The organism is Butyrivibrio sp. AC2005, from assembly GCF_000424145.1.
Taxonomy (GTDB): Bacteria; Bacillota; Clostridia; order Lachnospirales; family Lachnospiraceae; genus Butyrivibrio.
Genome location: NZ_AUJI01000039.1, coordinates 1 through 13,209 on the forward strand (window position 1 = coordinate 1; position 13,209 = coordinate 13,209).

Below are 13,209 nucleotides of genomic sequence, written 5' to 3' on the forward strand. Positions count from 1 at the left end.
AGTAGGATAATGGACTAAGTAAAACATGAAGAAAAGGATTAATAGAAAAGAATTTAATGATTTTAAAGCTTTAATACAAAGGGATCTAAACTCGGATGAATATCCCTTTGTTGTAACTGTTCAAAAAAATAAAATTGTTGCCAGGTGGAAAACGCAGCAAATCTCGGAAGAAACTGACAACAGGGACACCGGTTCCTTTTATGTGACATATATACTTAGCAGAGACAAAACGTTTTGCGGCGGTGAAACCTTGCTTGTCAAAGATACTTATAAGCCGCCATTGTCCACGGAGACCAGAGCTGTTTTTTCACTCTCTACACCGAAGAATTTGCCTTGGAGAAAAAGAATCGATCATAAGGATTGGGCGAATATTGGATTTGATGAGGACAAACTCCTTTCCATCATTGAACATTATCTGAGAGATCACGGTTTTGCATATCTCCCGGGAATATGGAATCACAAACGCTTAAGCTGGGAAGAGGGATTTTTGTTTCGCATTGCCGGTATTATTTTTCTATTCGTAGGCATTTTTTTGCTAGTGGGATTTTTGAATAGCTCAATGATCAGTGATTGCTTACGAGTAGATGCTTTTTTCGCAGCAGCTATTTTCCTTCTTTTGTTTGCGACGCTGCTACCATTGATCATGATCATAATTGGAGTCCTGATGTCTCTGATTGGATTTGGCAAAATGGAATTCTATGACCTCAGGCCGGAAGTGGGCATCAAGTTGGTTATAGGTATCATTATAGTATCCTGGTCAGTGATATTTGCATTGACTATTTCAAATTGAAGGATGTGACGATCATAGGTATATCTCTCGGAGGGTACCTTGCACCCAGAGCCGCAGCTTTTGACAAGATCACGCAGGATATGCAGGATAAATGCGAAGAAATTTTGTAGCAACGAATGATCAGATCATCTTCTGCATTTTGGGGCCCATAGGGGATTGGATAAAAAGTCTTGCCTGAGTTCGTAATTGTAGAAATATATGATAGTAAGATATATCGGAATATATTCTTTCCAATCAAGAAGAGAGAGCCATCCGTTCAAAATCGGATGGCCCTTGGTTTATATATAATAGTATTTCAAAATTACCACCAGTTAAGATAATCATCTAACCTGGCACCGCGTTCAGCTGCTTCTGGATCTTCATGCCTGAATATTGCGCCTTCAGCGTCAAAGTCAGGATACTTTTCATGGATGTCATGCATTTTCTGCTCATATTCTTCCTGTTCATCCCAGTCCTGCTGTCTCATTGCATCAAGTTCGTCCAGTTCATCTATATCATCATCATTCCTGGAATCCATGAATTTCCTATAGTCATTATCACTGTCATACTGCTCGTGGAAAATGGCGTGGTTATGAACAGGTCTGTCGTAGTCCTCGATTTCTGAGAGCATGTAATTACAGATGTCGTTTTTTGTGATTTTGCTTTTGGATAAGAATCTAGGATCTCCCATGATAGTTGCCTCCTGTTGTTTTCATTTTGACACTAACATGTGTATTTTGTCAATTTATGTTATCTGAAGGAATGCGTTTTATATGCAAAAATAGTTGGCAAGGTTCACGGTGGACCTTTATATCATAATAATAGGCCTGATAAAACATGGCACAGTAAAAGACCACGGCTGGCAACCGTGGTCTTTCTATTATCTGTAAAAAGGAGGTCCACTAACGTGGATCAAAATCACTTAACTTGATATTATATTATCGCAAATATGTGCTTTTTGTCAATATAAAATAAATCTATCTGTATTTTTTATCTGCTCATAATCACTGAATTCCCCGATATAATCTGATATTTTCCCATTTTCCTAAATATACTTTGCTTGATATTATACATATAAAGATATAATATATGTAAAAATATATCAAAGGAGAAAAACTATGCTGAAACGAATCCTGGCAGGTGCCATGGCAGCTCTGATGCTTATAGGAACATATCCTGTACAGGCTCATGCTGCAAGACAGACAGATGCAAACGTAATCCAGTTAAAAGACTCGGTGATAAATGTAGTGTTCCTTCTAAAGGAAGTGCTGAAAGACAGATATTCATCCGCAGAGGAGGAGATCAAGGAACTGATCAGGGAAAAGGGATATGATTACTCACTATCCATGGATTCATTCTATGATCAGCCAAACCCTTTTAAGAACGCGGATTACATAAGGTTCCTCTCAGTCTATATGAGCTGTAAGAAGTACGCTTTGGATAATTCCATAAATGTGCCACAGCTACGGGAGATCCCCTTCCTTTCATATGAGGTCACAGAGAGTACGGTAAAGGACTATGTTCCTACAAAGATACCCCATTATAGCCAGTCGGACCGGGTACTTGATGAATTTATACTAAATGGCGATGAGTATATAACCACTCCTACAGAAGTGGATGTCTATGAACAGCAGCAGAACGGTCATTTCAAGACCACGGGTGAAAAGAAGCTCATAGTGCCCGAGGAAAAGGATATCACCTATATAGATGTAAAGCTTTCAGTCTTAAAGCCGGAAGACATGTTTGAAAAAATGGGAATCGGCAGGGAACTTGTAGATGATGACTACGAAAGACGCACAGAGATGATAAAGCGTGTCACGAGTAATCAGTCAATCTCACAGACGGTATTTATAAATCTCCCTTCTGTCGGGATTACATCCAATCAGGGACTCATGGAGTATGCACCTTATATAGAGCAGCTGGATGGTATAAGAAGGACCATAGTCCAGACTGCGCTTTCACTTATCGGAAAGGTTCCTTATGAGTGGGGCGGCAAGGCAACACAGCCTGGATATGACACCATATGGTGGTCTTATAACGAAGACAACGGGCTGCAGCACGGACTTGACTGCTCAGGGTTTGTGCAGTGGACATATATGACAAGCGGTTTCCCAAGTGAGATATACGGACAGATGGGTTCAACAAAGGCGATAAAGTCAAGCAGCCTTAGACCCACCACACTGGATGGACTCAGGCCTGGAGACATAGGTGTGACCAACAGGCTCGGTACCAACCATACCGGAATCTATATAGGCGACGGACTCTGGTGCCACTGCTCTTCAGAGAAAAAGACAGTTACAGTGAGTAAGTATAATAGTTTCAGCATTTATTACAGTCCTGCAGAGGATCCTGTGGGCATAGATGAGAGCGTCATAGAAAACTATATGTCCTGCGAGTATATAAAAAATGATAATATATGTAAAAATATTGACACACAAAAATCGATATATTATACTCTAAAATATAGTTACGAAGATGAAGAGCTTCTGGCAAAGTTTATAAGCCTTAAGGCAAGGGGAGACGGAATGAACTGCTGGATAGCAGTGGGAGAGGTCATGAAGAACAGGGTGGCCTCTGATATGTTCCCCGGGACTTTAAGTGAAGTTATATACCAGAACGCCGGGGGCGGCGAACTTTCAGAAATAGAACCGCCGGAGGAGATTCTGAATGTGGCGCACATGGTACTTTCCGGACAGTTAAAGGTTCTGGATAATCCAAAAGCAGTATTTTTCTTCGATACAAGAGATCTTTGTAGCGAGGAAAATGAGGGAGCTGATGGTAATGAGTCCGAATGGGACAGTTATCCATGGTTCACTACAATAAATAATTATGTTTTTTATTCAATGTAATAAACGTAAAAAGGAGAAAATCAAATGGCTAAATTGGATTTACAGGCAGATTCAGTTGAACAGCTCGCAAAAGGAATCAATCCTCCAAAGAAGGTAAAGATGGAAGCTGTTGTGATGGATGATGCCAATGAGACAGAGAAAAAAACCTCTGGGGAGAATGGCGAACCTATTGCTGAAGCACCTAAAAAGAGAGGACCGGGAAGACCCAGAAAGAGAAAGATCGACCTGATGCCGGAAGCCGATGCCATCAGACTCCACGTACAGAGAAATACCCACTCGGTACAGAAAGCTTCAGACCTTGCGAAGAAGGAGATCTATTCTTCAGAGCATGTCTTCGTAGAGGACGGGGACGAAGCACTTGTCGAGACAGACTCCACACACAGAAAAGAAGAGTGGCTTGAGCTTGTAGCTTCAGCAAACGAGGACAGGATCCTTAAGGGAACGATTACATCCATCACGGAGATCAAGTCAGCTAAGGAACCGGATGATCCGGATTACATCCCGGACTTCATGGCAAAAGTAAGATTCAAGACTGGCCAGTTTACGGTAAGCATTCCTTCATATGTTCTTTACCACTATCATTACGAGCGCATGAACCGTGCGATGGCGATGGATATCCAGAAGAACATGATGAGAAGGATAGGGGCTGAGATAGATTTCGTAGCCAGATATGCTGATGAAAAGACAGGAACAGTATATGGAGACAGACTTTCGGCTCTTTCCATGAGAGGCGTGAAAAACTATACCTCAATCAACGGAAGAAAGCCAAACATTATTCCGGGAATGATCGTCCAGGCAAAGATAATCGCAGTGGCAAGGGAGTATATCACAGTGGATGCCTGCGGTGCAGAGATAAGGATACCGATTGAAGAGATCTCATGGCTCTATATGGCAGATGCAAGGGATTTCGACGGGATAAAGACATCAGAGTGCTACAGGGTCGGAAACAGGGTGAATGTAAAGATCCTTTCAGCTGAGCCAAAGAGGGTAAAGGTTGTCAACTCCTACTACACGCTGATAGAGGCTACAGGTTCCATAAAGCAGGCGAAGGCTAATCCGAGGCTTAAGTACTTTACAGAATTCAATCCCGGAGATTTCTATGCAGGTGTCATTACAGGAATTACAGAAGCGGGCGTATTTGTCAATCTCGACAACAAGATGGACTGTGTATGCAAGCATCCTTCTTCAGGCAGAAGAATGCCGATTATGGGGGAGCAGGTAGTAGTAAGAATAAATTCAAAGGATGAAGAAAAGAAGTTCATTTACGGAAGCCTTAAGTAAGAAAAAGCTGCTCTCCCTGGAGGGCAGCATATTTTTGAAAGAAGGAGCATAAAAAAGAAATGAGAAAAAACAAATTCAGGCTGGTCATCTCAATACTTGTGGCAGTTCTCATTATTCTCGCAGGATGCATCGCTATCATCTATGTCGGTAAAAAGACCATTGATGAAAAGACGGCACAGATAAATGAACTCCAGTATGAGATAGATTCAAACAAGCAGGTTGTCTATGTTGCCAAGAAGAATATTTCTGCAGGAGAAACACTCGTGGTTGATGAAAACATAATGAAGCAGGAGATCCATACAGGTCTTGAAGCTGAGTATTATCTTCCGGTTGATGCAGTTGGCGGGGTTGCAGTCCTTGATATAAGGGAGCTGGAACCGATAATGGCAGACATGGTAACACCGCTCCAGGTCCAGCAGGACACAAGGGAATATGAGATTGCAGTTGCAAACCTAATGACTGACCAGAGCGAATGTGACTACGTTGATGTACGCATCATGTTCCCTACTGGTGAAGACTATACAGTGCTTACAAAGAAGCCTGTACATAACCTTATCCTTCCAAACAGTGTTTTCTATTCATATCTGAATGAAGACGAGATACTAAGAATGGCTTCAGCAACAATCGATGCCTACACGGTCACGGGAACCTATATCTATACCACAAGGTATGTAGAGCCAAATCTCCAGGAAGAATCAGTTCCCAATTATGTGGTAAGGCCTGAGGTAATAGATCTTATCAATTCTGATCCCAATATCCTTTCAATTGCAAAGGAGACCCTTAACCTTGATGCGAGAATGAATCTTGAACAGAGGCTTATCGGTATGTCGGAAGATACATTAAAGGCAGTTTCGGACGGTCATGGTATCGCAGATACGGCAAAGAAGAGTGCACAGCTTGGCATTCAGTACCAGGCAGACCCTGAAGATGCTGAAGAGATCACGGAAGAGACAGCAGCTGAAGATGCGCAGGCACCTGCAGAACAGCCTGAGGAACCAGTTCCGGAAGAAGGAGCAGGTGAAGGAGCATCTGCAGAAGGTTCCGGTGAAGAGACACAGGCGCCTTAACGAGGAGGTGACAAACAATGGCTAAGACAATAGCTTTTCGAGGAAAGGAAAAAGGAGATTTTCCATATTATGTGGCAAAATCCCTTGCCAGCAATAAATTCAAGGTGGCTGTTATCGACAACAGCTACGCAAAAGACCTTTATGAATCCGTGCATCAGTATAAGGACGATGAGCAGGCGGTAGAAAAGGAAAACATCGTTTATATAAGGGATGCGGAAGTATCAGAAGCCTTCATCGACAAGTTTGACTTTGTTGTTTACTACATGGGACTTAATGAAGAAAGTCAGGACTCTGAATACTCATTCATCCTTCATGATTACAGCGCATGTGACATCCACCGGATGACCAGGATACCAAAAGACCTTCTCCAGAAATCCTTCTTTATCATGAGGGACAAGGTCACAAACAAGGTTACGGAAAGAGCAGTGATAAAACTCCTTGAGATAAAAGAGGACCAGATGCTTGGATATATACCGCTTGATGATAAGGACGAGATCGCATATGTCAACTTATCTCACACCGGCAGGCAGAGGATAAAGGATACTTCTGCGGACATGCAGCTTGCAGTGATGTCAACGCTGGCGATCATTACCGGGGATGATATGAAGACAGTCAAAAAATATTGTAGAAAGGCAAAGCGCGTAAGACGCTTTTAAGGTGGACCAGATGGTTATCTTATTCAAAGGTACAGATAAATCGAAGAACTATGCACCGCAGGCGATTTCCTTATGCGCTGGCCTTGCAGCAACAAAGTATCTGAAAAAGACACTGCTTTTGCAGCTTACGACAAAATATCCGGTAGAAAAATATCTGATCGGTAAAAGAGTCGGGGAACAGTCGATTGATGATAACAAGTATATCTTTGAAGACACCGGTATGGACTCCCTTACAAGAAGGGCAGGGGTAAAGTCATTTACGGAAAGCCATTTTGCTAATGCTGTTGTCCCGGCAGTATCAAGTGAAAATCTCTTTGACATCCTTAAGGTCTCGAAGAAGGTTGAGGGTGACGTTGCAAGGGAAGTGATACAGGACCCCGAATCCGTAGGAGCCATCATAAGGTCAGCTGAGAGGATATATGACAATATCTTTGTCCTCTGCGATGGAAAAGCAGGTAAGGTTGTTGAAGCAGTCCTTCCATATATTGATAGGACAGTGACCTGTATCTCACAGGGAAAGAAAGAAGAGATCTCTGCTCCTTCGTCAGAGAGCAGCTTTCTTCTGGTTACAAACTACGATTACAAGAGCCAGTTTTCAGCTCATCACATGCAGAAAGTATATGGCGTAAAAAAGATATACACCATGCCGTATAACGTGGACTTTAAGGATTACTACACCAATGAGAACATGATCCAGTTTATCCTCTCAAATACGGAACCTGAAAAGAGTGACTATTCATATCACCTTATAAGTGAGATGTCAAAGCTCACAAAGGCTCTTATCGACGAGGAGGAAATGGAAGAAGATTCGTACAGGTTCACGAAAAAGACTGTCGCAAGGTATGCGAATGAAAAGGCAGTTCTTGATGGGGACAACGTAAAAGTAGAGGTGACAGAAAAAGAATTCCTTAAGCCTTCAAAGACGCTTGTACATGTATCAGTAAATGAAAAATTCAAAGAGGAAGAAGAGCCTTCCAGGGAAATAACAGAGCTTGATCCAAAGAAGTTAAAGAAGATAAAGGCTGAAAAACGGAAGGAAAATTTTAAAAGTAATCTTTCAAATATAAAGAACAGCGTTATATCAAAAACAAACGGCCTTTTGAAGAAGAAAAATACAGAGAACACCGGGGAATCTTCTGAAAATCTTAAACGAAAGGAAGCGTAAGATGCAGACCGTGAACTTGATACTGATCTTGGTGATCTTTGCAGCACTTATAGCTTTTTTATTCTGGTACTTCACCAAGTTATCAAAGTCTGAAGAACAGCTGGATTTTGAAAATCCATACACCATAAAACACATAACAGCGCAGGTTGCTGAGGAGTTTTCAACTGCCCTTAAGGTAAATCTTAAAGAGCAGAATCTTACAAGAAGGGAACTTGAAGCCAGGGAATCTGCAAAGCAGGAACTGCGTATCTCACTTAAGGAATCAGCTTATGGAAATCCCGTAGCCAAGAAGTATATCAAGAACTTCATCAAGGATATCATCAGGGGAAAAGCGATCAATGTAACGGAAGATACCGTGAACAATGTCATTGCCTTTGATAATCCGATAAGGCTTACGACAAGGGACAAGTTCGAGATAATGCTCTATTTCTACATGAAGGAGTATAAAAAGGACGGCCTTGTACAGCTTATAGAGGATTACGGATGGCTTGACCCGAAAGTCTGTGAGGACGGTGATTATCTATATGAAGTATCTGATGAGGAAGTAGAAGAGGCATATAAGGACTTCATTGTGACGATCGAGCATATAGATTATGAGGACAAGCTTGAGATCATAGCGCAGAGAGTGTTCTCGGAATATAAGGGCTTTGGTGCTGCTGATATCCTCTTTGATAATGCGGTAGATGAAGTTGATGGTGGTGTTTCAGGGATTCCTTTTACAGGGCACTCAGTGCAGTCTGAGGATCAGCCCTATTCCTTTGAATCAGTATGGATAAAGGTTCATGGCATAGACTTAAAGCTGAAGTTCTTAAGCTTCGGGTCGCATGATGAGCTTGTGCGGATATGCTCCAACGTATACAAGAACAATGCACCATATGCACTTTCAAGAAGAAATCCCAGGGTTGTATCGACCATGATGGACAACTCCCGTGTGGTAGTTGCAAGACCACCCGCAGCGGATTCCTGGGAATTCTTTGTCCGCAAGTTTGATTCCGTCACATCCCTTGAGCCTGAGACCATCTTAAAGGATATGAACAATATCGTTCCCATCACAATGATAAAGTGGCTTATCAAGGGCTATATCAACATCATCATTTCCGGAATGCAGGCTTCAGGTAAGACCACAACGCTCAAGTCGGTTATCAGATATGTGCCAAAGTCTGAAAATATCCGAATCCAGGAGCTGGCGTTTGAGGCAAACATGCGACAGGTATATCCCGACAGGAATATCTCTACACTGCAGGAGACAGACAACTTTACCGCACAGGAAGGCTTGGACCTAGAAAAGAAGATGAATGGTTCATACTTCGTGTTCGCAGAGGTTGCGACTGCAGAAGGAGCTTCATGGCTTGTACAGACTGCGCAGGTTGGTAACAAGGCTACGATAGGGACCCATCATGCAAAGACCATCCGTGACCTTATCATATCCATGAGAAATAACCTTCTGGATGCACACTCTGGAGCAGGATTCCAGTCAGAAAAGGCTGCTGAGGAGATGGTAGCAAGGGCAATAAACATCGACTTCCACATGGAATCAGTTGCAGGACACCGTTTCTGCTCAAGGATCACGGAGATCATTCCCATAGATGATACAAGATATCCCTCACAGCTTCCGCAGAATGAGAAACTGTCCATTGATGAGAAGATAAAGCTCGATACCATGGAAAATTACAGAAGAGGAACAGACAGGGCAGTTTATACCTCAAGGGATCTTGTGGTCTTTGAAAACGGAAAGTATGTATTCAAGAACATGCCTTCTAAGGCTCTCATGGAAAAGATAAGACTCAACCTTAAGTCTGATGAGCAGAGGCAGCTCTTTGAATCAGAGTTTAACGAGATAAGAAAGTATGCATGATAGATGAGGAGAATAATATATGAGTTCTCAGATAACGATGAGAGTGATGCTTATAGCGATTGCTGTATGCCTCTTATTCTACATCCTGCTTACGATCAGCATAAGAAAAAAGCGCTCCCTTACCCCGATAAGGGGAAGCAGGGCAAGCATGAAGGGTATCTTCTGGCTGTACAGGTTCTTTTCACAGACGCCGGTATTCAAAAGATATTACCAGAAGATACGGAATTTCCTTGAGATCAATTACCCGGCAGATGAGATGAGCATAAAAAGGAAAGCTACCCTCACGACTGCAAAGTGTGTGGGCGGAGCCCTTCTTCTGATTATATTTGTCATTTCAATCTCCGGCGGGGACTGGTTTTATATCTGCATGGGCTTTTTCATGGCTTATTTCATATTCACGTATTTTATAACTGCAGCCCAGGAAAGCCTTGATAACAAACTGCTAAACCAGCTCGGGGATTTTATCACCAACATAAGGCATCATTATTCGGTACTTGGAAATGTTGAGGATGCGATCTATGACACTCTGGATGAAACTCCGTATGAGATGGGGCTTCACGCATCCAAGATCTACAGGATGCTTGGCGCAACAAATGTGGATCATGAAGTAGATAAGTATAAGGATATCGCACCAAACAAGTTTGTTCTTACAATGGTGGCTATCTGCGCGACCATAAAGGAATATGGTGATAAGACACTGGATGACGGGCAGTCGCTCTTCCTTACAAATATCAATTACCTAAAAGAAGAGATAAATGTGGAGCTCATAAAGAGAAGAAGAAATGCCTTCCTCTTTTCGGGGCTGATAACGCTTACACTTCTTCCACTGTTTTTCTTAAAGGCGATAGAGGCATGGGGAATATCAAATATCCCTGAAATGACCTCTTTTTACAATGGGCCTGCGGGAACAACGGTAATGGCATGCATCTTTGTTGTGACAGTCATAGTCTACCAGCTTATAGCCAACCTAAAGGACGGGCATGTGGACGATGAGAGGGAACACAAGATAATAAGCTGGCTCCTTACGGTTCCAGTGATAAACAGGTTCGTTACCATCGAGATCAACAGACATTATACGAAGCATTTGAAGATTGATGAAGGCCTTAAGATGGTCGGGGACAGGATAGGGATAAAGGGGTTCCTGGTAAAGAGGATCCTTTTTGGGCTCCTGGCAATCTTTATGATAAACCTTGTCATATTCACGGCAGAGTGGAGGACAAGGCATAATCTCTTAAATGACTTTAAGACTACATTTGAATCCTCCATTGTTCCGAATGAAGAGTACAGGCAGGCCATGAGGGATGCAGCAATTGATTACACCTTAAGCTGCAGGAAGATGAAGGACACACCGGAGAACAGACAGCAGATCCAGGCTGAGATTGAAAAAAGGGGGATAGCTCCCAAGTTTTCAGCACAGGTAACGGATGAAGTATTTTACAGGGTAGAGAGGTACAGGGATGTTTATTACAGATGGTGGTTTTTGCTTATAAATATCCTTGGCTACTTTGCAGGTTACTATCTTCCTTACCTCATACTTCAGTACAAACTGCGGATTGTGAAGATGGATATGGAAGATGAGGTCATCCAGTATCAGACGATAGTGCTTATCCTTATGCACGTTGACGGAATACTTGTAGATACTGTTCTTGACTGGCTTGAGAGATTTTCATTCTGCTTCAGGCAGTCAATACAGGAGTGCATCATAAACCTTGAGTATTCAACAAAGAAGGCCTTGCAGAAGATGAAGAATCAGGAGACTTTTCCTCCGTTCAGAAGATTTGTTGACAATCTGCTTATGGTCGAGGAAGAGGACATACTTACAGCCTTCGCAGAGATCGAGACTGACAGGGAATACTACAAGGAGAAGAGAAAGACCGATAACGAGATCATCTCAACACAGAAAGCGGAAGTAGGAAAGATCGTGGCATTCATACCACTTATCCTTACACTGGTCGTTTACATGATAGTTCCGTTTGCACTCTATTCAATGGAGATGATGAAGAGCATCGGGATGTAACTGAAGGTATCAGGGACTGCTGGTCCTTATACTATAAAAATATTACATAAAAGGAGAAAAAAGATGGGCGGAAGTTTATCAGAAGGATTGAGGACGGTTTTTGCGGTAGTGCTTTCATGTCTGGTCATTGGATTCGTATTCATGCAGTGGTCAACAGTCAAGGAATCGGGAAATGCGGCACTTACAGACTCTAACTCAACGATCACCCAGATGGATGAGGCGAAGTACACACAGTACGATGCTGCAGTTGTTACCGGCTCAGAAGTGGTAAATGTAATCAAGCTCCACTCAAACGACCAGCTTTACGTTGGCGTTGACAATGGTGGCGGTCAGGTTAATTACATCTATTCGGATGCTTCATTTTCAGCACCCGGGGCAGACCTTGCAAATGCCAGGAATAAGACAAGCGGCCAGTATATCAATCCGAATTCAAAATTCACGGGAGAGGTAGTCCGTGACGCTACAACAGATGCCATCGTAGGTATTGTGTTCAGGAAGAGCTGATATTTTGGCGGTCATCATTTGCCGGGGGCTTTTGCCTCCGGTCATTGGATGATCTGGCAGAGGGAGAATGGCATGGGCGATACTTTTTCAGAATATCTGCATATAGTGGCAGCAACGATCATTTTTGCTTCTGCGATTGCATTTTTTATGTGTTATATGGGTCTTTTAAGTGTATTTAACAAGGCTGAGATTGATGATATGAATACCAAGGCATCTGTGACTATGAACACGGAGCTTGGATATTCTGAGCCGGTGCTGTACGTAAATGGCAGCTCCGTATTTACTGACATAATAAGTCAGAATGACAAGATAACCATCATACTTGATGGGGCAGTGCTTGATGATGACTATCTTAAGAATCTAAGGGAAAAGAACCCAGCTTATGTCCTGGATCTTAAGACAAAGATAAGCATGGACGACAATTATCTGATCAAACACGATTATTTCTCAACAAACGAAATCAAGGCTGTGACATATACTCACAGTTAAATATATAGAAACAGGAGTTTTTATGGGTGATGTATTAGGAAGGGTTTTTGCCGCATTTTTTGGATGCATCATAATGTTCATTGTCCCGATCATGCTTATCGCACAGAAGCAGGACACGATCAGGCAGAGTTATATAGATAATGCGGTCGTTGAATTCGTGGATAAGTCAAAGGTTGCGGGAAAGATCACGCCTGAGGCTTATGAGAAACTCTGCTATGACGTTGACACGGCACATCTTTTATGTGAGATAAATATAACGCATTCATCAGCGTATACCGTACCCACGGAAGTGATAGATCCTGATACCGGATACCATGAGATCGCAACGTACAGGGTCGACTATACGAAAGAAGAGATCCTTAACGTGCTTTACCCTGCTTCCGGAGACAACAGGGATTACCGGATGAAGAATGGTGATTATCTCTCCGTAGAAGTAAAGAACATCTCTCCGACACTCGGAACCAGGCTTTCAAGGCTCTTTCAGACAAAGAGCTCCGATATAACCCTGTTTACTTCTTATGGCGGATACGTTGGAAACAATATGCAGTGAGGCAGCC

General features: G+C 42.5%; 12 protein-coding genes. 11 read left to right on the forward strand and 1 reads right to left on the reverse strand.

The features are described 5' to 3' along the window. Positions 1-25 precede the first annotated feature (25 nt). Complete coding sequence (locus tag G602_RS0111885; protein ID WP_026659200.1) at positions 26-790, forward strand: hypothetical protein; 765 nt, start codon at positions 26-28, stop codon at positions 788-790. Positions 791-1,091: 301 nt separating this feature from the next. On the opposite strand, the gene G602_RS0111890 is transcribed toward G602_RS0111885, so the two are convergent. Continuing rightward, a complete protein-coding gene (locus G602_RS0111890; protein ID WP_026659201.1) occupies positions 1,092-1,460 on the reverse strand; it encodes a hypothetical protein in 369 nt (122 codons plus the stop codon). Positions 1,461-1,887: 427 nt separating this feature from the next. On the opposite strand from G602_RS0111890, the gene G602_RS28945 reads away from it, so the two are divergent. From G602_RS28945 to G602_RS0111940, 10 genes are all read left to right on the forward strand, one after another. After that, entirely contained in the window at positions 1,888-3,618 is a 1,731-nt protein-coding gene (locus tag G602_RS28945; RefSeq protein WP_049945199.1) for an NlpC/P60 family protein, read from the forward strand. Positions 3,619-3,642: 24 nt separating this feature from the next. After that, complete coding sequence (locus G602_RS0111900) at positions 3,643-4,899, forward strand: S1 RNA-binding domain-containing protein (RefSeq protein WP_026659202.1); 1,257 nt, start codon at positions 3,643-3,645, stop codon at positions 4,897-4,899. A gap of 59 nt (positions 4,900-4,958) precedes the next feature. After that, a complete protein-coding gene (locus G602_RS28950) occupies positions 4,959-5,966 on the forward strand; it encodes a hypothetical protein (protein ID WP_026659204.1) in 1,008 nt (335 codons plus the stop codon). Positions 5,967-5,983: 17 nt separating this feature from the next. Further along, complete coding sequence (locus G602_RS0111910) at positions 5,984-6,622, forward strand: hypothetical protein (RefSeq protein WP_026659205.1); 639 nt, start codon at positions 5,984-5,986, stop codon at positions 6,620-6,622. Positions 6,623-6,632: 10 nt separating this feature from the next. Continuing rightward, positions 6,633-7,787: a hypothetical protein gene (locus G602_RS26385; protein WP_044931969.1), complete on the forward strand. Its 1,155-nt coding sequence runs from the start codon at positions 6,633-6,635 to the stop codon at positions 7,785-7,787. A gap of 1 nt (position 7,788) precedes the next feature. Continuing rightward, a complete protein-coding gene (locus G602_RS0111920; RefSeq protein ID WP_049945200.1) occupies positions 7,789-9,642 on the forward strand; it encodes an ATPase, T2SS/T4P/T4SS family in 1,854 nt (617 codons plus the stop codon). A gap of 19 nt (positions 9,643-9,661) precedes the next feature. Beyond that, complete coding sequence (locus tag G602_RS0111925; protein ID WP_026659207.1) at positions 9,662-11,659, forward strand: hypothetical protein; 1,998 nt, start codon at positions 9,662-9,664, stop codon at positions 11,657-11,659. A 63-nt stretch (positions 11,660-11,722) separates the two neighbouring features. Continuing rightward, positions 11,723-12,163 (forward strand): hypothetical protein, encoded by a 441-nt coding sequence (locus tag G602_RS0111930; protein WP_026659208.1) that lies wholly within the window; start codon positions 11,723-11,725, stop codon positions 12,161-12,163. A 72-nt stretch (positions 12,164-12,235) separates the two neighbouring features. Then, positions 12,236-12,652 carry a hypothetical protein gene (locus tag G602_RS0111935; RefSeq protein WP_081675992.1) on the forward strand — a complete coding sequence of 139 codons (417 nt, stop codon included), beginning with the start codon at positions 12,236-12,238 and terminating at the stop codon, positions 12,650-12,652. Positions 12,653-12,674: 22 nt separating this feature from the next. After that, complete coding sequence (locus G602_RS0111940; protein WP_026659211.1) at positions 12,675-13,202, forward strand: hypothetical protein; 528 nt, start codon at positions 12,675-12,677, stop codon at positions 13,200-13,202. The last annotated feature ends 7 nt before the right edge of the window (positions 13,203-13,209 follow it).